Genomic DNA, 25,321 nt, shown 5'->3' with positions numbered 1-25,321 from the left:
GTAGATTAATAGTAGATCCCTAAGCAGTGTAATCCCCTCCTACCGTAGCGACACCTGTACGTTTCTTGCTGGTTCTGTTCTCTCGTACAGGGCCAAAATAGCGATCGTACAGCAGTCTTTTTTTGTTATGTGCAATCATCTGCTCTACAGCTCTGTCATCGGTTCTCGTGTGCTGCATGGTACTCTCAATCTGCTGCATCGCAATCTCGCGCTCAGCAACTGTACCTTGCACCGCAGCCTGACACAGCGCTTCGAATCCCGGTTCACCGAGCTTGCTCAGACTCTCCGCACTGTTATAGCGAACTCTCCAGTCTTCATCCCGCAGCGCTTTGCGCAGTAATGGAATGCTGCCAGATGCATGTTTCGAACCAAGCGCTTGTACCACTTCGGCGCGAACTTCCGGGTCAGGGTCCTGAATCAGCTTCAGAATCGTCTCATCCCGGAGCGCCGGACTTGCGCTAAGATACAGCTTCACCGCTTCGGCACGTACATCCTGATGTTCTGCGCCTACCAGTCTGTCGAGTGCAGGCATCACTTCAGGTACAGCTTGTCCCCACATAGCAACCAGTCCGACTTTAACAAAATCAGGATTCCGGTCTTCCAGCAATTCAATTAGAATTCTGCTCGTATCCAGACTCGTTTCGAGCAGAATATCTGCTGCCAGATGGTGAATGGACTTACCTTTCGTTAACAGCAATGCCAGCATGTCTTTCAGTTCACCTTGCCGAGTCGTACATCTGGAGATGGACCGACCAATCATAATGGCCATCGGGCCCGGTTTCTCATCCTTCAGCAATTCCATCAAACCCGGAACGGCTTCGGGACAACGCATGCCACCCAAGCGATAAGCCGCATCAATCTGGCGACCATAACGCAGACGGCCCAGTTCCTTCAGATCATGCTCTACGAATCCTGCTTCACGGCATAGTGCGATTAATTTATCACGATACTCACCCTTGAACTGGTCGATCCATTCAATCAGCCTGTCCTGAATGACTCTGCGTTCCAGCGGAGCCAGTTTGCCTGGTGGCAATTTGAGCGGACTATTTTCGGTCAAGGCCGTTTGCAGATAGGTGAAGTAGTCACGCTGCTTCAATTCATAAAACGCCGTCTTGCGTCGTTTGCCATTGTGGGACATTTTCATGGCAAACAATACGATGACGCCTACAACAACAAGTGCGATACAGATGTACAAAAACAGATAGGCCAAAGCCAAACTTGGAAACATGTGAAAAGGTCCTCCTTTATACTCATTTATTCGATCTGAAAACTAGGAATTTTTTCATAGCTCTTCTTCATTTTTTCGTAGCTTAGCTTCAGGCGTTCACTATACTGCACCTGCTCCCAAGGCTGCCAGCTATATACGGGCAATGTCTTCAGATCCAGGGTCGTCTGTTCACCCCCAGGCCAAGATACTTTCTTCGTGGCGCGGTCCGTTAACCACGGAATGAGGGTAACACCTTCCACAGCAACTGTGGAGAACTCACGTCCATTCTTGAGCGGCCCATAGTCGATCGCTTGCAGCGAACTCGGATCACCGAACCCAAGCAGCATCCAGGGAATTCGCATCTCCACCTGATTGCCGTTATACTGCCATGCCGTTAATGAATCCGTATCGGGCTGACCGGGAGCCGTCGTTCCCCGCTTCAATGTTCCGACCTTTTCATTCATGAACGGTTGAGCAGATCGGGTATCCGGAGGTGTCATCCTCAGGCTGACTGCCAGATTCCATGGGTGGAACGGATCTGCGGAGTCTGACTGCTGATCTGGCAGCATGTCGTATCCTTCTTTGCCGTACAGACGCTGATTAAAGTCATAATCCTTGGCAATCTCCACCTGTGATTCTTCATCCTGCCCCAGTGTAATCACCGTCTCAAGACCATCACTGAGCGTCCGGCCCGGGAGTAACTTGTCAGGCTGACTGCCTCCAGCAAGTGTATCGGTCCCAATTCGTAACACTGTCTTAGCCGGGTCAAACGGTTGATCCAAGGTCAGCCCAATATACAGATAAGCTTCATCATGGGTCATCTTCATTTCCTGAATGCCGTCCACTTGGCCCTGCCAGGTCGTGACCTCTTCATCCTTCAGATCATTCCAGTCATCCAGTGATCCGTCGATGGTCAACTGTTCCTGTTTACCGGGGTCCATGGCAAGCAGACCAAACATCTTCTCGTTTGTCAGCACGTTCAGCCAATATGCACGGCGATCAGCCGGGATTTCCAGTGGCATCGTGTTCCATGTTTTTTTGAACCATTCATCCTGCCACATGAACACAATCGCTCCCGAGTATCCTTCATCATAGATATCCTGCGTCAGTGACGCGTCAATATCTCCCTGCTCTACTTCGTTATGTCCACCCTGATTCCGTCCTCCCATACCCAGATGGGAAATACCAAGAGAAGAGGGTACGCCATACTCTGTAATCATTACAGGCATATCGGAAAACTCGGCTTTCAGCTTGCGCAGATAACTTTTGTACGTGTTGTACTCACCGTTCTCATCCTTGATCGTTTGGAGTGTTTTATCGATATGGAACAAATCCGGGTAATACGGGTACACATGGTAGGCTGCAAAATAACCTCCCTGCCATGCCTCCGGCTGAATATGTCGGGCATCCACACTGACGAGATCCTCTTCATACAGCGGCTCGCCGGGATGATCCAGCACATCGGTCGTTACCCAATTGGTGAAGGTCATCGGATGTTCCCATCCATACTTCTTCTCCAAGACCGCCGCATGATCCAGTAACTCTGCGAGCCAGTTCTCGAACGGTGACGCTTCTGGACTCGCCGAGAAATAAGCTCCCTTGTACTGCGGCACGTCCGCATGTTTTGCGTTTGTGTTGTCTACCATCGCCGGGTCCCATTCCGTCCCCACATGCCAGGCCATCAGGTATTTTCCTGCATTCGTTTTGTATTTGCCGCTGGACTCTCCCTGCTTGGCAGGAATGTCCGCATCGCCATAGACAGCAGATACGGCCTTTTCAATCTCCTGCTTGAACGTCTGCTCAATATGGGCTGCATAGGCATCCTGTTTCTCAATCAACTCTTCTTCAGGTGACCATATGCCCTGTATAAAATATAACGGTTGCTCCCGGCCGCGGTTATATTCGACTAATGCGGAGTAGAAAATGGGTTCGTGAACCGTGTATACCCGGATTACATTGGCTCCCAGATCCTCGATCTGCTGGAACCACCGCAAGTAATCCTCTTTGGTCAGCGGGAATTCTCCCGGGTAATGCCCCGGTGAAGTTGCGCCCAGGTTGACACCTTTGACGAACATCTCCCTCCACGTTCCATCTGGCCCGTATTCCATGAACCGGTCTCCATCGGTCTTGAATTTCATCTCCGTGCCGTTCTCCGCTGTGTACGTAACGAGCTTGGGTTGCATATAGTGCCATCCGGCAAATATCCCACCGGTCACCACCACTGCTCCTGTCAACACCGTTAATAGCCAGCGTCTTCGTCTTTGTCTGCTCATGTCTTTAGATTGCTCACCTCTCTAATATGCATCCTGCTTCAACATCGAATGGTCCAACATGAAGTTTACGAATCATTCCGCTTCGGATGTCCGCTTGGTAGAGATGTCAGCGGTGTAGTTCTCACTATAGCGCTAAGACTCTGCATTTGTAACTAGGCTGATGGAAGCAAACATGAAATGGAACATTCTGCCCATAATTCGTAAAAAGCGCCATCAACTAGCATCCGAAAGCCTCCAGAATACGTCTGCTTCCCAAACACTAATATTTGCTGGAATCGCATGGATTAGATACCCTGCTGATCTTGCACTTCTGGAACCTTTATTGTTATGTGCAACGCGGGTACAGGCAACGTTTGCCGTTTGAACACATACCCCATTAAACGCGAGTTATATTTTAAAGTTGCGGACCTTTTTACAGTATTAACCATAAAGATTACAAAATTGATACTATAGTCCGATAACGCATCAGCGATATTCCGCGTCACATCAAGGTTTTCTGAAAAATGCAGAAAATCAAAAAAGGACATCAGTCCCCCTCTATAGGACTGTGCCCATTTATAACCCTTTTACAAAAACCCAAATGAACGCCCGGTCATCACCCAGAGGTCACAGATCTCTCACATTAAATGTAAAAAAGCACATCTTATTTCCTAATTTCTGCCTCTAATATAGCTAACCCATAATTGTGTCCAATTTGCAAAATAATTCCGGTTGCTGCATTTCGAATTGTCGGATATGCTTATAAAACAGGAACACTTGTTCCATACTGTAAATAAACTGTTAATTATCGATGTTCAAATGAAGATCATTGATACTTAACAGATGAGCTTAGCATCACGGATAAGGAGAGAAGTCTTATGCCCCGCCAAGACAGACGTGTCATCATGCTGGCAGACTGCCAGTCATTCTATGCCAGTGTGGAGAAGTCTGCACACCCCGAATACAAGGACCGCCCCCTCGTTGTTGCGGGAGATCCGGCGCGCCGTTCGGGTATTATTCTTGCGGCCTGTCCACTCGCCAAGTCCTATGGAATTACGACAGCAGAACGACTAGGCGAAGCGCTTGCCAAATGTCCGGATGTTGTTGTTGTTCGCCCTCGGATGGCCGAGTACATTCGGGTGTCCCTTCATATTACGCGTATCCTTCAGTCTTACACCGATCTGGTGGAACCCTATAGTATTGACGAACAGTTTCTCGATGTCACCGGAAGCCTGGATCTGTTCGGTAGTCCCGAGACGATTGCCCGTAGCATTCAATCGAGGGTGATGGATGAGACGGGTGTGTACATTCGGATCGGTATCAGTGATACGAAGGTCGTTAGCAAGATGGCCTGTGATCTATATGCCAAAAAAATCCCTGGAGGCATCTGCACGCTGCCTCGCAAAGATCTGCCTTCAACCATCTGGGAGAAGCCTGTGCGAGACATGTTCATGGTTGGTTCCCGCATGGCACAGCATCTCTACAAGATGGGCGTCCATACGATCGGTGATCTGGCCCAGACCCCATTGTCCCGACTGAGAGAACGTTGGGGTGTGAATGGTGAGGTACTGTGGCGTATCGCCCGCGGTATTGACGATTCCCCGGTCAAACCCGGGACATATGCTCATCAGCAGCAGGGGATCGGACATCAGATGACGCTGCCCAGGGACTATGACTCCTGGGAAGATATCAAAGTGGTACTGCTTGAACTGGCGGAACTCGTCAGTCGACGTTCCCGGGACAAATCACTCATGGGCCATGTGGTCTCGGTTGGTTGTCGCGGACAGGATTATGATCGGCCAACCGGTTTCTCCCGCCAGATGAAGGTGAATGAACCCACCAACATTACGGATGAAGTATACGATGCGGCAGCAGCTCTGTTCCTGCGCCATTGGGACGGATTACCCATCCGCCGCATCAGCGTGTCATTGACCGGACTTGTACCCGATTCTGAAGTACAGCTGTCCTGGTTTGATGACCGTGAACGTAAAAGAGAATTGGAACGTGCCACGGATGATATCAAGCGCAGGTACGGAGATACCGCCATCATGCGGGCATCCTCCCTCTGCTCGTCCGCGCAAGCCCATGAACGTTCTCATAAAATTGGAGGTCATTATAAATGAGTAAAAAATTGCAGCAAAACGGTATCTTCGAGTCCTCACGCATGATGCTCCCCGAACACCGGGAAGCTTACATTCTTCATCAGGAACAACTTGCTCCTCGTACCCGCCCATCCCTGGATGCCCAGGCCGCGGAAGAAATGTCCCGTTTGCTCAGCAACTCGATGATGCTTGGAGATAGGGTCACTATTACGTTGTTTCACGAACATGACGATATCCGTTACACGGGGCAGGTGCTTCGGCAGGACCGTCCTGCCCGGACCCTCAGACTACTGATGGAAGATGGGTCCCGGGATATTCAGATGAACCTCATTACGGATGTGGCGCTTGCCAATGAATGAAGGGGTATACACCCACCCCGGTGTTGTGGATATTCCATGATAGATGCAGCATTGCCGTTGCCATGCAGGACTGTCTTCCTACACTTCCTGGTGAATACCAAAAGCAGCCGACGAGACATATCCTGACCATTCACTTCGTTCTAAAGAAGCAAAATATCAGATAAGTGATTCATCGGCTACATATAAGGGTAAAGCTTCTTTTTTCTGAAAAACTTTTAGAAAAAGCTCCAGTCAAATTCCTTTGACAGACGCTCGAGCAGATGCACGCCGGCAATACTGTTGCCTTTGCGATTCAGAGCCGGGCCAACAAGACCTATGCCGAATTGTCCCGGTACAAGGGTCAATATGCCTCCGGATACTCCACTTTTGGCGGGTAAGCCGACCTCGATGGCAAATTCGCCTGATGCATTATACATACCACAGGTGGTCATGAAGGTTTTGGCAATCTGAACATAGCGACGAGGGATGAGTTCTTCTCCCGTAATTGGATCTGTTCCATTATAGGCCAGAACGAGTGACATTCGAGACAGATCTGCACACGTCACTTCAATGGAGCAATGACGGAAATACACGGCAAGCACGTCTTCAACGTCATCCTTAATGACCCCGTTGTGCTTCAAAAAGTAGCCAAGTGAACGATTCATATGACCGCTCTCCGATTCGGACTGGAATACCTCTTCGTTATAGCCCAGCTGATCATTATTCGCCAGTTTGCGGAAAAACTCCAGAATGCGGCGTGATTTTTCTTCCTTACAGTCTCCTCCAACAAGCGAGGACACCGTAATCGCACCTGCATTGATTAATGGATTGAACGGAATACCGGGTTCAACCAATTCAAGCTTGATCATCGAATCGTAATCGTCGCCTGTCGGTTCTTTTCCTACATTAAAGAAAACCGCTTCTTCCCCATGATCCATCAGGGCCAGAATAAGGGTAAATACTTTGGAGATACTTTGCATCGTAAATGGAACACCGCAATCCCCTGCCGACACATGGTTTCCTTCGGCGTCCATGATATGTATACCAAGCTCATCCTGAGAGGCTTTGACAAGCTCTGGGATATAAGAAGCCACCTTACCCTGACCGGTGTGCAAACGACTGGTCTCCAGCCACTCCGGCAGTAATGCATTCAGACGTTCCATGGTTGAATTGCTCATATGTCATCTCCTCCACATCTCTATATAAGCAAGCATCTTGCATGAAATGTTGAACCCATGCACCATGATGATAATGAGCCCCATCTGCATCATGCAAGATGCCATATATTATCTGATTACCCTCAGAACAGTTCCTTTACCGCTTCATTTGAAGATTCAACTCCAAAATCTCGCCGGGAAGACCATCGTAATCGCCTGTCCAGGTGGATACAAAATTCTGGCGGGTCAAGATCCGGCGGGAAGCAGCGTTACCCGGATCGATAACTGCATAGAGTGATCCAATCCCTGCGGCTTGTGCCTGAATAATCAACCGTGATGCTATGGATGTGCCTTGACCTTTGCCCCAATGTTCAGGCAGGATCATGTAACCTATCTCAGCCTTGGTCGGGTCCTCTTGATCCGGAATCAATTTGGCATACGCCACACCGGCACCATCTTCACTAAATACCCGGTAATGTCCGCAAGTGGAACGCTCATTAAACTCCAGCATGGACTCAAATTGCGTTCTCGCCTCTTGCTCCGGTATTGCACGTTCTGTAATCTGTTTCATTACTTCCATATTGGAAACCAATGCATAATAATCATCAAAATCAGGTTGTGTGTATTTAATGAACTTCATGATATGCCTCCTCTGGGGTACATAACTTGGTCTTAGTCTTGATGAATTCATCTAGAGTATAACAGATGCGAATGATGGAATGCACACAGGGCACCACGCTCGCAGGCAGCCAGATGGTCCGCTAGGCCAACAAGTCAGCAATCTGACAACTGTAGATACCAAAAAGCGGCCTCGTCTGGAGACCGCTTTGTTTACTTTGTTTTTTAATTTGCTTTTTAAGATGAAGAAATATTCTCTGTTCCGTACTTCCAGTGCATGTGTCAGCTTGCCCGTGATGAAGGGTTAAGGTTCATCTGTTTTTCACGTTGACGTGCACGACGACCTTGACCCGGAGGTGTAATGATCAGTGCGAGCAACAGCGAGACAGCGCAGAGTACAGCAATCACGATGAAGGTTAGATGGAATCCGCCCAACAGGGCGCTGATAAATGATCCTGCCAAGGCACCAAATCCAAATCCCTGATAGATCACGCCATAGTTTTTGCTCTGATTCTTCAGTCCGAAGTAATCGGCCACAATCGCCGGGAACACCGTAATGTTACCGCCAAAGCAGAATGCAACGGCCGCGACACAGGCGAAGAAAATCCCGAAGGTCAGTGGAACAAGACTAAGTGTCATGACAGCTACGGCTGTAACCAGCAGCGCACCAGCGATGACCTTCATTCGTCCTACTTTATCCGACAGCGCACCGAGAATAATACGTCCTGCCGTGTTAAAGATCGCAACCATGGCCACTGCGTTTGCAGCGGTAGCTACATCAAGTCCAGCGAGCTGTACACCGATATCTTTGACAATACCGATCAGATACAAACCGCTCATACACGCCGTGAAGAAAATAACAAACAGCATGTACGCTTCTTTTGTCCGCAGCATCTCTTTCACCGTGTAATCATGACGTGCCACAACTTGTTTGGATCCTTCCTTGCTTGCCGGAGCCTGTTCACGAACAACCGCTTCACGGATCAGGAATGATCCCGCAACGACCAGAACCAGAACGATAATGCCCCAGTACATAAATGCCTGAGCAGGACCAACGGAACCAATTAATGCCGAGTTCACATATTTGAACAATAAACTACCGGTACCAAAGGCGCCGACCGAGATCCCCGAGATCAGACCTTTACGCTCCGGGAACCATTTGATCAGATTAGACAGTGACGTAATGTACGCCGTACCATCTGCAAAACCAACAACAAATCCAGCCAAAATGTACAGCAGTGTTAACGAGGTGACTTGAGAACTCAAAATGAGACCCAACCCAAGCACAACCCCGGCTACACGGATCAGGCGCTGAAGACCCCAACGTTCCTGTAACCGTCCTGCGAACAATGTGGCAAATGCCAAAGCAAAACTGGTAATTGAAAAAGTTATCGCGACCGAGCTGACGTCCCATCCGAAACGATCAGACAACGGTTGATTAAATAAACTCCAAGTATAGATGGTTCCAAGACCCATTTGTACAATGATGGTCCCCAAAACAATAAGCCAGCGGTTCATTTTTGTAGGTGCACATGTTGATTCAGGTGTTGATGAAACGGATGAAATGGTTGCTTTCATCGTGATCTCCCCTTTGCCGATGTCATATACATGAATGCGTTCACAAGCTAATCATACATGAAAGGGGATTCATTACACCGTTTTGAGCATGAGTTGCATCAGATGCGGAATGAAATGCTTCTAGATGCGCATGAGTTGCCTGAATTCTTTGACCTTCCCACGACTGACAGGTACTTCAGCTTCCAGATCGCGCAGGCGAAGCAGATACGTATTGTTAAACCAAGGCACTATTTCACGGATTTGCGACAGATTTACAACGTACGAACGGTGGCAGCGAAAGAACGTGTCCTGTGGCAGACGGCTGTGAAAATCCGATATGCTCACTGGCATGGTGAACTCCCCATTTTTGGTATATACCTTCGTCACTTTCTCTTGCGCTTCCGCATAGTAGATGTCTGCCGTATCCGTAACAATAATATTGTCATTCCGCAGCAGATTAATTCTTCTGTCCGTATGGGAATTCGTATCTCGTTCTCGTAACAGATCTCCCTGTGCAGCAGATCCGTCCATCATAGTAACTGGTCCATCCTCAACATGTGGCTCCACCGGCGCATGATCACGTTTGAAAGCCATCTCCAGCTTATGGAGCATTGCAGCAATTCGTTTCTCGTCATACGGCTTCAGAATATAATCAAACGCCTCCAACTCAAAGGCTTCCGCTGCATGTTCCTTATACGCCGTAGTAAATACAATGTAGGGTTTCGTTGCAAACTTTCCAATATGATGGGCCAGCATCATACCGTCCAGCGAAGGAATATTGATATCGAGAAAAATAACATCTACTTCTTGTTCCTGCAAAAACTTCAGTACATCCAGCCCATCTTCAAGGCGGTCAACCACCTCAATCTGACTATGTTCCTGGATTAAATAATTCAATTCCTCGCTTGCCAGAATCTCGTCTTCCACAATAAGAGCTCTCATTGATCCATCATCACCTTGTTACGACATCTCCTTTGGGCACATCAAATAAAATATCAGTTCCTTGTTCCAGCCTTGTAATGGTTACACCTTGTCCGTAGATAAGCTTAACGCGGCGATGCACATTATATAGCCCGATCTGGTTACCAGGCATACGGTCATGGTAGACACGTTCAATAATATCTGCACTGATGCCTGCCCCTGTATCACTGACACTGATTCGCACAAACTCCGGATAATCCTGTACCCGAATTCGAACAGTCCCGGGTCCTTTGACCTTGAGAATGCCATGAATAATTGCATTTTCGACGAGCGGTTGGATAACAAGACTCGGAATATGCACCGCGACCTCATCAATGTCATAGATCACGTTAAGTCGGCTACCAAAGCGAGCTTTCTCAATCTCTACATAATTACGGACCTGCTCTAGTTCCTTATGAATATCGATCAACTCATCCGACAGCTCCAGATTGTAACGCATGTACCCGGATAGATTCACAATCAGCTCGCGTGCTCGATCCGGTTTGGTTCGGATGGACGAAGCAATCGCATTTAACGCATTAAACAGAAAATGAGGATGAATAGTTGTCTGTAACGCACGCAGCTCCGCTTTGTTGGCAGCAGCCTTGATCTCCTCTACCCGCGATACCTCCATCTGGGTTGAGATGATCTGCGACAGACCTACAGCCATCGTTTGTAATGGATACGTAATTTTGTACGCTTTGCGATAATAGATTTTGAGCGCACCTGTAATGTCTCCTCGTTCTTTGAGCGGAATGATTAACAGCGAGTGGATATCGGGTGTTTTTTCATCAATGACATCATTACTGATCGTAATCTCCCCGCTGGATATCGTCTTCTTGGTCATCTCACTTATAATTTCATTACCGATATGATATCGTTCCTCACCAAATCCTACATAAGCCAGTACATTCCGGGTATCCGTAATTGCAACCGCATCAGCCTGAATATCCTCCTGAATAATCCGGCAGATTTTGCGCAGAGAATCCTCGTCAATCGAACGGAAATACGGCAAGGTTTTGTTTGCAATCTCCAGCGCGAGCTTCGCCTGACGGGCTGCAATCATTTCCTTTTCCCCTTCGACACTCTGTACCAAGAGCACAATCAGCCCAATGTTGACTTCACCCAGAATCATAGGCAGCGCAATCTTCGAAACAATGTCGGCACCCAGTGGATCGGGATAGGAAAATAGCAGGATGAATAACATCGTGAGCGCTTCACAGATCATTCCGGCACCAATACCGATAATCCATCGCTTGGGCTTGGGCGTGTACTTATGTATATATCCGGAGACCAGACCCGCAAGAATACTTGTAATGAGACAAGGTATGGCTGTGACGCCATCCATATCGATCAAATACCGATGCACCCCGGAGACAATCCCCGTAATAATACCCACAGGCGCTCCGAACAAAATACCACCCGATAACACGGCGATGATCCGTACATTCACCAGTGAACCTTCAACATTAATGCCCGTATATGTCCCGAAAATGGCAAAAGCACAGAATAACAAGGTAACCGCAATAGACTCCTGCCACCTTAATTTCCCCTTTTGCAGAATCTGCCTAAATCTCGGCACCCTCGACAGAAAGAATAAAAATATAATCAACAGCGCCGCCCGTTCAAACAAACCCAGCAGCATCGTAAACATTTCCAATCGTACTTCCTCCACATCTGTCTGAAAATAACATGCATACCAACACAGCCACGCCTTTTTGAAAGAACATCCAGGACATTAAACCATAAGGCTCTTATACTCGTATGCAACAGTTTACCGCTCCCCCCAGAGGAAAGCAAAGTCCATCTTGTGAAAATGCATCAACAAGACTGCACCAAGCACACAATAGTTCATCCCTTAACTTCTATGAAAATCTGCGATTCCAGAAAAACCTATGTTATAATTAGTTGTCATGTTATTCCAATTATTGAGTGAAATTAATTACAGAAAGGTGTTCATGCATGCTTGCCATTCTACTCCTGGGTTCACTTCTGCTTTTTAGTTTTCTATGGTACACCCTGTACTTTATCTCCAAACGAAGCCATCATCCTGATCGCTCATCGGCGATTGTCCTGCGAATAATCTTAAGCATCTCAACTCTGACACTCATCGTTCAAGTCTACATACTTAAAGGAAACCCATATAACTTTATTTTAATATTCGTATTAATCGCTTCATTAATAGCCACTCGTTCTTTTAACGGTACGAACAAAAACAGATAAATAAAAACAATAGGCCATGGCAGGCTCTATGCTACCTGAAACTAATCCAAAAAGGCCAACCAGACGTTCCCGGTTGACCTCAAGTCCAAAATTATAAAAAATTTCGCCTGATAAAATAACTTGGTGTGCAGCTCCAAGCATGGCAATAACTGTTGACCAAATTGCTGCCATAAGGAGAATACGTTTTGTCGTCCGGGTCGTAGAGCTCCCAGAAAGTGTCCGCTCCATCCTTCAGCATACCGCCCCAATACCTTCGGATCTGCTCCAGTGCCTTCTCCTCTTCCCCGCACATAAGCAATGCATCAACATAATGATGAACCATGTACGGCGTGGTCATGCCAATAGCTTCTCCGTTACCCGTTAACCGATCAAGTAATTGCCGGGCCGTCGGAGCATCCATGATCTCAGCCAGAACCATCCATACTTGCGATGCCCAGGATACCTGTCTTTTTTCACCACTGACGAAAAACCCCTGATCACCATCCCACAGATATGTGAGGGCTGCTTGCTCAGCGTCTTTGATGTATGCGTTAATCCATTCCTCATACTCCGGCAGCCCTAGTTCTTTGGCAATCGACCTTCCCCTTTTCATACTATAGATGAGAACTGCCTGAGCACCAGCCTGTTTATTTAATTCTTCATGCCAGTCCAGAAAACAATACCACGTATCGTCATCCTGCACGATGCCCCGCTCATCAAGCCGACTCAGTGAAATGTCAATCTGTTCTCGAGCCACCGGCCAAAGTTCTTCCAGCGTTTTCCTGTCCTTGGTAGCTTCAAAATAGTCCCATAACGTCGCAATAAAGAATAACGCATAGTCATATAGGTAAATATCGTCCACGTACGGTTCCGGTTGTTCGTACAAACAGGCTCCTACCTGGCCGCCTTCCAATCTCGTTCCGGCAAAGAGATACAGACAGCGCTTGACAAGATCATTACAGCCGAATGTTTCATAATTGACGAGGGCCTGAAGGCGAAGATCCCCAATCCATAAACGTCGATCACGCTTCGGCCCATCTTCGAATACCGTCTGCATGCAATCCCCGAGTGTCTTCACGGACACGCGATCCATTTCCACCAGCTCCATGTCGATACCTTCAGGCAATCGAGGTACTGACCTCATGTCTGCTGAGGTCACCGTCATGCAATATACATCGTTAATTCGAATATCGTAACGAATCGACGTTTCTACGACTTCGATTTTCAGATACCGAAAGGCATACCGACGGTTAAGTGTTAGCGTACTGGGTAACACGTCCACATTCACAATCTCATCCTGAAGCCACGAACGGCTAAGCCAACCCGAATATGTTGCAAAATCCTCACCGACCTCACAGGGCATTTCTCCGAATGTGAGCTTCAATCTGAGAGGTGCATCTGCATTACTGCGCTCGTTAAGTAGCGACAAGGTCAGAAAACCGACGAGATGCTCCCCGAAATCCAGCGTAACACTGTCTCCCTTACACAGCACTTGATCGGACAAGTGCTCCGCTGGGCCAAGCGGCTCAATACGCCATCCCTGAAAAGCCGCTGCATCCGGAACTGCGCTCACGATATGTTCCGGATAGACCTTTTGCTGGTGAAGCTCCGGAATCAGCTCTTGGGCCTTCTCCAGCCAGGCTGTGTTTATCACTTTTTCACGCATTACAATGCCTCCTTATCCTTTGACCGCCCCAACGGTCATGCCACCGATAAAATATTTTTGCAGGAACAGAAACGCCAGCAGCAACGGTAGTGCGCACAGAAAGCACGCTGCAAACAGGACATTCCACTGCGTGGGGTTTTGCTGATCGCCCAAAAATCCGAGCATGGCCAGCGGTAAGGGTGAATCTCCTGCGCTGGAAATAAAGATCATATTGAAGAAATAATCGTTCCAGATCCAGACACCTTGCGTAATAATGACCGATACCGTTACCGGAATGAGCAAAGGGAATACGACGGTCCAGAACCGTTGGAATAATCCCGCCCCGTCGATGTGCGCCGCTTCTTCTACCTCCTCAGGCACACCGCTTCGAATGAAGCCCGTGTACAGGAAAGTTGAAAACGGCAGACTGCACGTAATGAACATGAAAATAGGCGTATATTGATTCGTTGGAATATGTAGCGCATTAATCATTTGCACAATCGGTATCAATACCATTTGCGCAGGTACCACGAGTCCGGACAAAAAAAACAAATACATGAACTTACTTAGCTTTGTCTTCAAACGGGCCATCGGGTAGGACGCCATCGCCGCAAACAGGACAACGAACACGACCGATACCCCGGTTAACACCACGCTGTTCCATAGTGCTTCCGGAAAGTGCATGCGGTCGAAGGCAGCCTTGTAACTTGCAAAGGACATCTCCCGGAACAGGACCAGCGGATTTGTGTTGTTGCTTGGATCGCGGAGTGATGTCGAAAAGGCAATAATTAATGGAATCAGATTTAACACCATCACCAACAACACGACGACCTGAACGGACCCTTTCCCCAAAACTTTACGAAGCGTCATGCCGACACCTCCCGTTTGTTCATTTTCAGGACAAAGACAGCGGTAATGACGATGATCACGGCAAAGGAAATGACACCAAGAGCCGAAGCTTTACCAAAGAGTTGTTCGGTAAATGCCATCTTGTAGATGGTATAAATCAGCGTGTTGGTAGCCGTGCCGGGACCGCCATTCGTCATGATAAACGGGAAGTCGAACGCTTTGAGTCCATTGATCAAACTTAACGTCACGTTGATTGTAATCGCTGTTGCCAGTAATGGAATTTTTACATGTCGCAGCAATCTCCATGAGCCGCAGCCATCAATCCGTCCGGCTTCCAAAAGGTCACTCGGAACAGTCTGTAGTCCTGCAAGGAAGATAATCATTGTCGTTCCGATCGTCTTCCAGATTTCCACGAAGATAATAGAATACAGCGCGGTCGAGTAATCACCCAGGAAATTCAGTTCATTTGCGATACCCAGTTTATCGAGAAAGGAAGAAATCAGCCCGTAATCCGGCATATAGACGTAGCTCCACAAAAAGCCGACGACAATCGCACTGAACAAAGTGGGAATATACGCCAGGGAACGGTAAATCCCGGTTCCTCTTATTTTCATGTTTAACAGCAATGCCATTGCCAAACCGATGATATTGCCAGCTATGACGGTGACGAACGTATAGATCAGTGTATTTTTTAAAGAAATGCCTAGGATGTCGCTCCGGAACAATTCCTTATAGTTGTCGAAACCGATATAGTTATAGGCTTGGGCGTACCCGTTATAGTCCGTTATACTGTACTGGAACAACCGCAGGATCGGGAAGATCCAGAAGGTCAGGTAGAAGATCAATGCCGGCAAAGCAAACCAGTACATGGACTTTTTCATTACAGTAGAGCTCATCCTGCTCCATCCTTTCCAAGAGGGCCTGCGGCAAGGGAAGAAGGACAATCATTCTCCCCTTTACAGCAGACAGCATCGTTTTGTTCTAATTTTTCCACAGCTCTCTGAACTTGGTTTCCATGGCGTTTGCCACATCTTCTGGTGTTGTTTTCTGTCCAGCAATAATTTCGGCAAACTTTGCCTGCATGACGTCCGATACTCCAGCTGGCCACATCTGGTTGCTGAAGTAGACGGAATTTCCAGTTTGTTGATAGTTGTCATTCACTTCCTTGAACAATTCATTTTCAAGTTCTACGTCCTTATACACGCTGATGGAACTGTTGGCTTCCACAAATGCTTTGAACAGATCTGATTCACCATCAAACAGGTAGTTCAGTACTTCCTTGGCTGCATCCAGGTTTGCCGATTTGGCGTTCAAAGCGTATCCGGCAGATGTTGCAGCAGATACAAACACCGGCTGTTCCGACTCGTTACCTGGCAATGAAGCGAATCCGCGAGTAAAATCGGTAGCGCCTTTGGACGTCATGGAGGCATAATCCCATGTTCCCGTAAAGGTCATTGCTGCTTTCCCGTCGATAAACAACTGCGCAGATTGGGCACTACCAATGCCAAGCGAGTTTTTGACGACGTAGTTGTTATCATAGAGCTCTTTGTATTTGGATATGGTTTGAACCCACTTTGGATCAGTCAGCGATTTTTCGCCGTTCTGCAGTTTGACATCAAAATCCAGCTCATTCGGATACACGACATTGGCTGCAATCGGATACATACCGAATTGGATCATCCAAGGGTCCTTGTCACCCATCGCAATTGGTGTTACGCCCGCTGCCTGCAACTTTTGACACAAATCCAGAAACGAAGGCCAATCCTTCGGAAACTCGGAATATCCTGCCTGCTGTAACAACTCCTTGTTGTAGTAAACGCCGAGGAAGTCCAGTCCTTCGGCCACGCCGTAAGGTTTACCCTCATAGGACATATCTTCCTTCGCTCCTTGGCTGATGTTGTCCCAGAACTTCAGATCTGACAGATCCGCAGCGAAGCCTGCCTTTGCAAAATCAATGACACCGCCAGCCGCATTTTTCGGAAAAATCCAGAAAATGTCCGGTCCCTGTCCAGCCGCAAGCTTGGTTCGAACAGATGTATTGTATTGATCATCAGGCAACTTTTGTACTTCCAAGTTAATGTTCGGGAACTTCTCTTTGACTAGGCGCGGCAAGGTCTCCAGCTCAAAATCCTCTCCCTCGGATGCCTTGTTTCCCGAAAGCATCATCGTCAGCGTAATTGGCTTTCCTGACTCATCTGTACTCCCGTTATTGGTATCCGTACCGCTCCCCTCCTGACTACTGGAGCTACATGCGCTCAGAAACATCATGAGCAGTACCAAAGTTAGGGACCACAGTCGTTTTCTTTTTTTCATCTTGTCATTCCCCCAATTCATGTTTATTCTTGCTTTGTGCACATTCTCATCATACGGTGGGCAAAAGTGCATTTGCTTTGGCTCGTATGGTGCACTATTTTTAGAATTGACAAATGGCGGGAGGAGCACGTATGATTCTGTTCAACATCAAAACTAAACTTTTTCTGGTCCTCGTCCTTGTATCGATCGTGCCAATTATCGTTGTTTCTGTCAGTTCCTATCGCAGTTACACGAAGCTGGTGAATGAGCAGACCTCTCTCGTGACGTCGACAACTATAGGCAATTCGGTCAAGAGCATGGAGGAAATTTTGCAGAACATCGACCGGATCTCCGTCACACTCCTTCAGCAGTCTTCCAATGCAACCGCTTACAGCACTGTGAGTGATGAACTAATCAAGTTGAACGGTACCAACGATCAATATGAAATCTTCATGATCCGCAGCAAATTGAAACTGATCTTTGAAAACATTCTGCTTGGTTACAATTACATCAATGGTTTGTACCTTTTCACACCTGATGGGAAATGGATAAGCTATGGCAGTAGCGGCACAGACCTACGCCTCGATTATGTCGCACTTCGCGATGAGTGGTATCTGGATACGATCCAGCGAAAAGGCGATATGTATATTGGTGAAGTAGGCGTCAAACCTTACATCATTAACGCCAAGGAATCCATTGGCTTCTCCAGAGCTCTCTACGATCCCAACAACAACGAGTTCCTAGGCGTGTTTATGCTGGATTGCAGTATGAACATTTTTGACGGTCTAAAACGTAATCCGGCACCAAGCTTGTCCAATCTATATCTGGCGAACGACGCTGGCGAGATCCTGTACTCCAGCGACGGAAGTAGAGTTGGCACTCCTCTCTCCGATACTCTGGCTGCGGCAACGCATCAAGTCGGCAACAGTTCACAGTACAAATCAATCCAAGATAACATGATGACGGTAATCCAGAAAGTTCCCGGTCGCAATTGGAACGTGATTGCCAACATCTCTATGGATCGGCTCTATGAGGAGTACAACATCTCACAAAAGTTGCTGTTATACGTGGCCGTAAGCTGTTCCGTCATTTTCCTTCTACTTTCCTTTTTCTTGTCCAACCTGATCACCAAACCCATCATCGAATTGACCAAACTGATGCGCAAAACCAAATCTCATCGTTTTGTGACCATCAAGCCTCAAGTAACAAGGCAAGTCGACGAGATTGGAATACTTTACCATGAGTTCAACAAAATGATGAAAGACATCGATACGCATATCCGAGAAAGTTACCAGAATAAAATCCTCATGCTGGACTCCCAGATGAAGGCATTGGAAGCACAGATCAACTCCCATTTCCTCTACAATACGCTGGAGTCGATTAATAGCATTGCCGAGATCGAAGAAGTTGAGAGTATTGTGGTGATGACCAAGTCACTCGGGGACATGTTCCGCTACAGCATCAAAACGGATAGCGAGCTGGTCCCGGTCAGCGAAGAACTTCAACATGTAGAAAACTACATGGCCATCCAGCAGATTCGGTATGGTGACAAGTTCGCGTTCAACCTTAATGTAGACCCGGAAATTCGGAGTCGTCGCATGCTGAAACTTCTGTTGCAACCACTCGTGGAAAATGCCATCTATCACGGGTTGGAGAACAAACGTGGGAAGGGTTCCGTTACCATTACCGGTTTGTTTCAGGGGGACAGCATCGTGTTCGAGATCTGGGACGATGGCGTGGGCATGTCCTCAACACAAGCGGAAGAACTTCGACAATTGCTCCAGCAGCCACCTGAATTCGTCGCCGTTGGTCAAAGGCATAAACAAAGCATCGGCATCAAAAACGTGCATTCACGAATTGCTTTGTATTACGGAGAGGGTTATGGCCTTTCGTTTCATACCGATTTGAATACAGGAACTCGAATTACACTCGAAATTCCGTCCAATTGGGAAAAGAGGTGACCAAAGAGATGTACACGTATATCGTTGTGGACGATGAACCCTTGATCCGCAAAGGTTTGTTGAAAAAAATCGGGACTTTTGAGCACTCGCTTGAACTCTTAGGCGAAGCAGATAACGGAGCAGATGCCCTAGCTTTGATTGAATCGTTCAAGCCGGACATTATCTTTACGGACATGCGCATGCCTGAGGTCGACGGCAAGCTGTTGATCAGGACAGTATGCCAGCAATATCCGCGCATCAAGTTAATTGTCATTAGCGGACATACCGATTTTGATTATATGCAGGAGGCAATCTCTGCGAAAGTTGTAAATTACCTGCTGAAGCCTTTTAGCCGGGACGAGATTCACGGTACTCTTCACCAAGCCATCCAAGCCATCGAACAGGAGCGCTCTCTTCAGCGGGAAGTCGTTCTAAGAGAAGTAGAAACGGAGCAGATGAAAAGGGATGCAGACATGCAAGCCTTCCTGAATTATGTGCTGGCTCCCCATTCATCCATCAAAACACCTGTGTTCCGCTCTGCGGAATTTGCCGCCATCATGGCTTCTGACCAGTTCATTTTCTTGACGATTTATGGTCCTCAACCGCTTACAGCACAGCAACTGCCTACCTTTTCGAATGGCCTGTACATTCCTCATCCACAAACGGATCAGCTATTGTTTTTCCTGATGCATGATCTGGGTTGCTCAGGCCAGCTTGATTTGCAGAAAATGGCGGAACAAACAGCAAGTATAATTTTGACCAAATCTGAAACTACGGATTGTTGTGTGGGGATCAGCTTGCCTCATACAGGCATTGGTGGGGTCCGAGAAGCTCATCATCAAACGATCCTTGCGTTGGACGAACGAGCCATTACCGATTTTGGAAAATGTTACGTATTTTCACGGGAGCAAATTCCTTTACATCAACTGAAGTGGGCTCGAATGTATGAACTGTTATTTTTTATAGAGAGCGGGAATGTACCGAAGGTGGAAGAGCTCATCACCGATTTCTTTGCTTTCTACATACGCCAGCCTGACGCTTTGCTTGCCCACCTGAAGGAGCAGTGCAGAGACATTATCACGGAAACCAAACGGCTGCTGAGTAACTATATCCAGAATGGAGGTAACAGTAGCGCCTCTTCCAGCTTGGAGGCCGTCCTGAACGTCTCGTTCGATATGGAGTGCATTAGGCATTACATGGTAAAGGTGCTGACGGGAACAGCTCTTCTGCTTAAGGAAGACAACCCCTACGCATCAGATCAAGTGATCGACAACGTCAGGACATATATCGATAATCACTATACCAAGGATTTAACGTTGGAATGGGTATCGTCCCTGTTCTACCTGAACCCGAGTTACCTCAGTCATTTATTTAAAGAAAAGACATCCGAGAACTTCACTGATTACGTAAACCGACTACGGATCAGGCAAGCCAAGCAGCTCTTAACGAGCACAGACGATAAAATCTACCGGGTTGCCAAACAGCTAGGTTACGACAATCCAAAATATTTTTTTCGGGTGTTTAAAAAATTGACCGGTTGGACTCCGGAGGAATACCGAAAGCAACACAAATCCTTCACCGCAAATAACAAGGAACCAGGCCATGCATGATGGCCCAGTTCCTTATTTTCGTTGTTCTGGTTCTTAGTGATCCAGCCGTTCTATTATCCGCTCATGCACACGGACAATAACAGTTGCAAGTTGTGCCCGTGTAAGGGTGCTCTGTGGTTGTAACAGTTTATCCGGCGTACCTTGGAATATACCAAGCTGAATGGCCGTTGCCATGACTGCCCGGTTATTTGGTGTCAGCTGGGCCTGATCCTTAAAATCTTCCAGCCATGATTCAACCTCTGCTTCCGGCAGTTTCGTATCCACCCCAGACAAGTTCAGCGCACGAACGAGCACCATTGCCATGTCCTCACGTGACATTGGGGCATTTGGCAGGTACTGCCCTTCTTCCATCAGGCCATATTCCTTGGAGGCTCGTAAAATCGGATCAAACCATTTCTCGTTTGCTGCCGCTCCCATCGGTTCAATTCCTAACGCATTCAAGGCAGCCATCAACGTTTGGGCCGATGTTGTCGTTCCTTGGGGTTGCATGCGGCGTTCCGATACGCCATTGATCAACAGCAAGCTGTTGGCTTTGGCAATATCTTTGGCATACCAAGCTGAAGGCTTAACATCAACAAATTCGCAGAGCGAGTGAATCGCAACGTACGTGCCTCCTTGGTTTAACAGTACTTTCCATACCTTGTTTCCGTTTGTGTCTTTGGTCAACACGCCAGGCACCGGCGTAAGTTGTCCTCCTTTCCCAACGTATGCGATTGTTGTGGAGTTTGCAGCTACGACATCGTTAACAGGCAGCGCTGCAATGACATACGTGTTCTGCTTATCTTTGATGGATACATTCCATGGATCGCCGATAACCCGGATGCCAGATGAACGGATACTTGCTACCTTAGCTTGATCAGCAACATCCCCCGTTTGCACGGTCACGACAGCAGAAACATTGCCCTCCGAATCCGTTTCGCCTTCAGTCTCGGACCCGGATGCTGGTGGCTTAACAGGAGTTCCAACACTACCTGATCCAGGCGTGCTTGGCGAATCTGGATTTGTTCCTGGATTTGTGCCTGGACTTCCTGGATTTGTTCCCAGCTCTTTCAACGTAAATGACAAACTGTCAATCCGAAGATCCGGTTCATGAAACACCAGATACAGATCATGTACGCCGCTCACGGCAGCAGAAATATCCGCCTCTACGTCAACGTACCCTAATTCCTTGACCGTTACGTTAGCATTGCTAATCTTGTAGGAGTCAGGTTCTGTCACCGGTACGTTCCATACAGCAAGCGGTGCAGTATCGAGCGCATCCGCATGCAACGAGATCGTGCCACCCTGCACATTAGATGCGACAGTTGCCTTCACCTTCTGCGCACCTGTCAAGTCAGCCTTAGGCAACGCGATCCACGATCCATTTTGTTTGGACCGAACTGCATAATAACCTCCAACAATCGCTTTGGCTTTTAATTGGGCTGCCGTGCGTTCCTTGGATACTTCGTGGTAAACGACCTCGTTCGAAGCAAACGCATGATCAAATACATTTATAGGCTGGGTAAGGGGTAAGGTCGAAACCGACTTCCCACCAATGCTTAATGCCTTCGATACTTGCACGTCTGCATCACCAGCTGAGGTTCCGATCATGAATTCATAACTGCCCTGTTCAACGATCCATTCGCTCTGATTCACATCCCATAATGCCAGCGTTTGTGGATCGACCTGCAACAGGACTTCTTTTGTTTCACCCGGAGTGAGATGGATCTTCTCAAATGAAACCAGCTTCTTTTTAGGTGCATGTTCGCCGTATGCAGAGTTGCTGTTACGGGCGTACAGCTGCACGACCTCGGAAGTGGCCACATCTCCTGTATTGGTTACGCGGACCGACACCGTGAATGGTTCATCTCCCGTTACAGAAGACGGTACGGTCAGGGAATCGTACGTAAAATCAGCATATGATAACCCGTAACCAAACGGATAGGTCACCGTGGCATCTGTATACATATAAGTCAACTCAGATTCAATGGGGTCTGCATTCGTCATATCAACCATAAATCGGGGGTCGATGTCGTCAAGGCCAGTAATGTTACCTTCTGGTATAACATATGGACTAATGGAAGGGAATGCATCCATGCCTGCATACCATGTGGACGTCAGGCGGCCTGTCGGCGCGTAATCTCCGTACAATACCTGGGCCAGAGCATACGAATCGTATTGACCGCCATATGGCTGGTAAACGATCGCCGAGACGTTAGGGTTGTTCTGAATGCGCTCCATGTTTACAGGGAAGCTCGATTTAACCACGACAACGGTTTTCTTGCCCTGGGTTGCAAAGGCAGCAGATACTTTGTCGACCAGTTCATAATCTGCCTCGCCCATATCGAGGGTAGACCGGTCGTTACCTTCTCCTGCACTATGTCGTGGAATTGCTCCGACAAAGACGATGGCGTAATCGTCTTCCGTGGCTCTTGCTACCGCCTCTTCGCCCACGTTCTTCACCACGGCCTTCTCAAACTTCACCCCGTCCGGGCGATTCGCAGCATTATCCTTGCTTCCCAGTGGAGATGATGTAGTCACGAGCTTACCAGCATCATCTACCTTGATAAAACGTCCGTTGGCATAATACCAGTTGGTAAAGTCACCAGAGAATCCGGTACGGTACCCATTGGTAACAATAGACATTGAGCCATCCTCGTTCGTTTCCATTCGTAATGTTGGGGGTATGGCACTCGTATCACCCATCATCTCAGGAAGGTTCCAATCATTTTTCGTCAGATTGAGGCTGGTACGATCCGTATTGCCAACTGCGGCATGATTTGTCGCAGGGGAAGTCACCCAACGCTGGTTATACAGCGACAATAAACTTGAACCCGCCTGACCCCAATCGTAAACTCGGAACAAGTGGGAGAAACTGGCCTCATCTGGGGCATCCGAAGTTGTGATGAGCTGCGCTCCTTCCATACCAGCATTCGGGCTGTACACGTCTGCCGTGACCGTTTGTTGATTCGCTTTAGAGGTTAGTGCAATGACTTCATTTCCTGTGGCATAGTTTACGTTACTGCTACCATTCATTTTAATGATTGAGAGCAGTGGAGATTCACCGGAGTTTTCCAGCGCAGGTGTCGTGCCAACTGAATACGTTGTCTTGAAGCGTGCGTCGGCATACACCCCAGAAACAGCAGCGTCATTTCCTTTTTCCAGCGGAAGTGTGCCGTCATTTTTCAACAAAACAACGCTCTCCTGTGCCGCTTGAAGTGCTATTTCCTGATGGTTCACTTGGTTATAATCGGAAGGCGGAGACGTCCTGACGTCTCTTGCTTCCTGGGCAAAAGGGTAGTTTTTCGGTATGCCCTGCTCATCAGTTTCATTGAAAATCCCCAAACGTACCAGCTGGTTTACATGTGGTCTGGCTGCTTCTATAAGTTCTTCCTCGGTAATTCCATATTCCCCTTGCTCTACGAGCGCCACGAGATCGGTCACATCCGCAGGTGTCGTCCCTGACGGCCGACCCGCATTCGCCTGAGCAAGCGCCATGAGAACGGTTGCATGACCGCGGTCCACGGCATAGCGGTCGTCATATCCATTTCCGAGTTGGTTCGCGTTGGATACAATTGCATCTCCATTGAAATCAGGCGAGCTGTATACACCATATTTCGCGTCCAAATTGGCCAATAATTGTAACGGGGAAAGGATGTTTGGAATGCCGTTAGTCCGGCCATAAGATGTCATTGTGCCCGCCAGCGCACCTGATTCAAATCCAGGGAGCGCGGCTCTGGTTTGGTACTCAAACAAAGAACGCGCGCTTGCACTGTTATTCGCTGTCTGCCTGAACCACTGCGCGTTATATACGGAGTAATGCTTTGTCCCCACCGCTGCCCTCATCCAGAATCCATCTTCGCTGGTGGACTGATCAATTCCGCTAAGACCCGAAGCCATCTTGTCGATCAAGACTCCGGCCATATTGGGATCTTCAGAGAACCCTTCATCGAAACGACCGCTAAGCGGATTGATACGCATATCACTGACCACACTGAACGCCACGCTGAGGGAAGGATCGTTGCCCCCATGAATGTTGGATTCGCCTTGCTTGACCTTTAATTTGCTGATTTTCTCGTTCCCCATCACTTCACCGATATCGGACAAAAGTTCTTTGTTCCAGCTCTGTCCCATGCCGATCAGAGCAGGAAAATCGGTCGAGACACCCTGAACATTATCTGCAGCGGATAACGCTCCCGGAATGACCTTGCCTGCATGTTTCCCCTGCTTCAATGTGTAATGGTTTCGCGAACCCGTCACATAAACGGCTGGGCCTTCGAGGCCAGTGTATTCGAAATAGGTGTCTACGTATGCATCCAGATGCTCTGGCACGCCATCGAATAATGGCATCCCGTCAAAGACACCTCCCTGCTGAGTTTGGAACTTTAACGTACTTGTCGTAGATGCTGATAGTGGCGTGGCTCCCCAGGACCCCCATGTCAGACTGACCACGGTGATGACCGCAATCACTTTGCCGCTAATCTTCTGCTTGAAACCTCTAGTCAAAGTCAATGTTACCCCTCCTTTATTTGTAATCGCTTACAATTTGGTACTCACTCATTATAGTTGGAGGAATGGTACATTTTGTTTATGGGTTGAGGTACAGTATTTTT

At 48.0% G+C, this 25,321-nt stretch carries 16 protein-coding genes; 4 read left to right on the top strand and 12 right to left on the bottom strand.

Annotated elements, in window-relative coordinates; translation table 11 throughout:
• Positions 1 to 19: 19 nt before the first annotated feature.
• Together MHI14_RS10360 and MHI14_RS10355 are read right to left on the bottom strand one after the other, a co-directional pair.
• Positions 20 to 1,228: a HEAT repeat domain-containing protein gene (locus tag MHI14_RS10360; RefSeq protein WP_091018251.1), complete on the bottom strand. Its 1,209-nt coding sequence runs from the start codon at positions 1,226 to 1,228 to the stop codon at positions 20 to 22.
• A gap of 26 nt (positions 1,229 to 1,254) precedes the next feature.
• The gene (locus MHI14_RS10355; protein ID WP_341130266.1) at positions 1,255 to 3,480 is read right to left on the bottom strand and encodes a hypothetical protein; all 2,226 of its coding nucleotides are present in this window, start codon (positions 3,478 to 3,480) and stop codon (positions 1,255 to 1,257) included.
• Between the two features lie 857 nt (positions 3,481 to 4,337).
• Here MHI14_RS10355 and MHI14_RS10350 point away from each other — a divergent pair.
• Together MHI14_RS10350 and MHI14_RS10345 are read left to right on the top strand one after the other, a co-directional pair.
• Entirely contained in the window at positions 4,338 to 5,582 is a 1,245-nt protein-coding gene (locus MHI14_RS10350) for a DNA polymerase IV (RefSeq protein ID WP_289389773.1), read from the top strand.
• Positions 5,579 to 5,920, top strand: coding sequence for a YolD-like family protein (locus MHI14_RS10345; protein ID WP_341130265.1), 342 nt, complete (start codon positions 5,579 to 5,581; stop codon positions 5,918 to 5,920). Before MHI14_RS10350 ends, MHI14_RS10345 begins: the two co-directional genes overlap by 4 nt.
• 215 nt (positions 5,921 to 6,135) lie before the next feature.
• Here MHI14_RS10345 and glsA read toward each other — a convergent pair whose 3' ends face one another.
• The 9 genes from glsA to MHI14_RS10300 all read right to left on the bottom strand — a co-directional run bounded on the left by glsA (position 6,136) and on the right by MHI14_RS10300 (position 17,200).
• Positions 6,136 to 7,077, bottom strand: a complete 942-nt coding sequence (gene glsA / locus MHI14_RS10340) for a glutaminase A (RefSeq protein WP_017687474.1) — start codon at positions 7,075 to 7,077, stop codon at positions 6,136 to 6,138.
• 136 nt (positions 7,078 to 7,213) lie between these two features.
• On the bottom strand, positions 7,214 to 7,696 hold the full coding sequence (locus MHI14_RS10335; RefSeq protein ID WP_133385468.1) for a GNAT family N-acetyltransferase: 483 nt from the start codon (positions 7,694 to 7,696) through the stop codon (positions 7,214 to 7,216).
• 260 nt (positions 7,697 to 7,956) lie between these two features.
• The gene (locus tag MHI14_RS10330) at positions 7,957 to 9,192 is read right to left on the bottom strand and encodes an L-lactate MFS transporter (protein WP_133386007.1); all 1,236 of its coding nucleotides are present in this window, start codon (positions 9,190 to 9,192) and stop codon (positions 7,957 to 7,959) included.
• A 180-nt stretch (positions 9,193 to 9,372) separates the two neighbouring features.
• Positions 9,373 to 10,173 carry a LytR/AlgR family response regulator transcription factor gene (locus MHI14_RS10325; RefSeq protein ID WP_341130264.1) on the bottom strand — a complete coding sequence of 267 codons (801 nt, stop codon included), beginning with the start codon at positions 10,171 to 10,173 and terminating at the stop codon, positions 9,373 to 9,375.
• A 10-nt stretch (positions 10,174 to 10,183) separates the two neighbouring features.
• Positions 10,184 to 11,836 (bottom strand): LytS/YhcK type 5TM receptor domain-containing protein, encoded by a 1,653-nt coding sequence (locus MHI14_RS10320; protein WP_091034814.1) that lies wholly within the window; start codon positions 11,834 to 11,836, stop codon positions 10,184 to 10,186.
• A 669-nt stretch (positions 11,837 to 12,505) separates the two neighbouring features.
• Complete coding sequence (locus MHI14_RS10315) at positions 12,506 to 14,059, bottom strand: alpha-L-rhamnosidase-related protein (protein WP_289389778.1); 1,554 nt, start codon at positions 14,057 to 14,059, stop codon at positions 12,506 to 12,508.
• 12 nt (positions 14,060 to 14,071) lie between these two features.
• Positions 14,072 to 14,908, bottom strand: coding sequence for a carbohydrate ABC transporter permease (locus MHI14_RS10310; RefSeq protein ID WP_091028676.1), 837 nt, complete (start codon positions 14,906 to 14,908; stop codon positions 14,072 to 14,074).
• Complete coding sequence (locus MHI14_RS10305; protein ID WP_341130263.1) at positions 14,905 to 15,768, bottom strand: carbohydrate ABC transporter permease; 864 nt, start codon at positions 15,766 to 15,768, stop codon at positions 14,905 to 14,907. The genes MHI14_RS10310 and MHI14_RS10305 overlap by 4 nt, the downstream gene beginning before the upstream one ends.
• A gap of 100 nt (positions 15,769 to 15,868) precedes the next feature.
• Complete coding sequence (locus MHI14_RS10300) at positions 15,869 to 17,200, bottom strand: ABC transporter substrate-binding protein (RefSeq protein ID WP_341130262.1); 1,332 nt, start codon at positions 17,198 to 17,200, stop codon at positions 15,869 to 15,871.
• A gap of 131 nt (positions 17,201 to 17,331) precedes the next feature.
• Here MHI14_RS10300 and MHI14_RS10295 point away from each other — a divergent pair, with 131 nt between their 5' ends.
• Together MHI14_RS10295 and MHI14_RS10290 are read left to right on the top strand one after the other, a co-directional pair.
• The gene (locus MHI14_RS10295; RefSeq protein ID WP_341130261.1) at positions 17,332 to 19,140 is read left to right on the top strand and encodes a sensor histidine kinase; all 1,809 of its coding nucleotides are present in this window, start codon (positions 17,332 to 17,334) and stop codon (positions 19,138 to 19,140) included.
• The gene (locus tag MHI14_RS10290) at positions 19,125 to 20,729 is read left to right on the top strand and encodes a response regulator transcription factor (protein WP_341130260.1); all 1,605 of its coding nucleotides are present in this window, start codon (positions 19,125 to 19,127) and stop codon (positions 20,727 to 20,729) included. The genes MHI14_RS10295 and MHI14_RS10290 overlap by 16 nt, the downstream gene beginning before the upstream one ends.
• 33 nt (positions 20,730 to 20,762) lie before the next feature.
• Here the strand turns inward: MHI14_RS10290 and MHI14_RS10285 are convergent, their stop codons facing one another.
• Entirely contained in the window at positions 20,763 to 25,220 is a 4,458-nt protein-coding gene (locus MHI14_RS10285) for a glycoside hydrolase family 3 C-terminal domain-containing protein (RefSeq protein ID WP_341130259.1), read from the bottom strand.
• Between the last annotated feature and the right edge of the window lie 101 nt (positions 25,221 to 25,321).

This window comes from Paenibacillus sp. FSL K6-2393, from assembly GCF_038002545.1.
Classification (GTDB): domain Bacteria; phylum Bacillota; class Bacilli; order Paenibacillales; family Paenibacillaceae; genus Paenibacillus.
This window is presented reverse-complemented; position numbering and strand designations above follow the sequence as displayed.

Bases quoted from the DNA above. Each gene is read 5' to 3' on its own strand.
- MHI14_RS10360 (WP_091018251.1), bottom strand. From the start codon at position 1,228: ATGTTTCCAAGTTTGGCTTTGGCCTATCTGTTTTTGTACATCTGTATC.
- MHI14_RS10355 (WP_341130266.1), bottom strand. From the start codon at position 3,480: ATGAGCAGACAAAGACGAAGACGCTGGCTATTAACGGTGTTGACAGGA.
- MHI14_RS10350 (WP_289389773.1), top strand. From the start codon at position 4,338: ATGCCCCGCCAAGACAGACGTGTCATCATGCTGGCAGACTGCCAGTCA.
- MHI14_RS10345 (WP_341130265.1), top strand. From the start codon at position 5,579: ATGAGTAAAAAATTGCAGCAAAACGGTATCTTCGAGTCCTCACGCATG.
- glsA (WP_017687474.1), bottom strand. From the start codon at position 7,077: ATGAGCAATTCAACCATGGAACGTCTGAATGCATTACTGCCGGAGTGG.
- MHI14_RS10335 (WP_133385468.1), bottom strand. From the start codon at position 7,696: ATGAAGTTCATTAAATACACACAACCTGATTTTGATGATTATTATGCA.
- MHI14_RS10330 (WP_133386007.1), bottom strand. From the start codon at position 9,192: ATGAACCGCTGGCTTATTGTTTTGGGGACCATCATTGTACAAATGGGT.
- MHI14_RS10325 (WP_341130264.1), bottom strand. From the start codon at position 10,173: ATGAGAGCTCTTATTGTGGAAGACGAGATTCTGGCAAGCGAGGAATTG.
- MHI14_RS10320 (WP_091034814.1), bottom strand. From the start codon at position 11,836: ATGCTGCTGGGTTTGTTTGAACGGGCGGCGCTGTTGATTATATTTTTA.
- MHI14_RS10315 (WP_289389778.1), bottom strand. From the start codon at position 14,059: ATGCGTGAAAAAGTGATAAACACAGCCTGGCTGGAGAAGGCCCAAGAG.
- MHI14_RS10310 (WP_091028676.1), bottom strand. From the start codon at position 14,908: ATGACGCTTCGTAAAGTTTTGGGGAAAGGGTCCGTTCAGGTCGTCGTG.
- MHI14_RS10305 (WP_341130263.1), bottom strand. From the start codon at position 15,768: ATGAAAAAGTCCATGTACTGGTTTGCTTTGCCGGCATTGATCTTCTAC.
- MHI14_RS10300 (WP_341130262.1), bottom strand. From the start codon at position 17,200: ATGAAAAAAAGAAAACGACTGTGGTCCCTAACTTTGGTACTGCTCATG.
- MHI14_RS10295 (WP_341130261.1), top strand. From the start codon at position 17,332: ATGATTCTGTTCAACATCAAAACTAAACTTTTTCTGGTCCTCGTCCTT.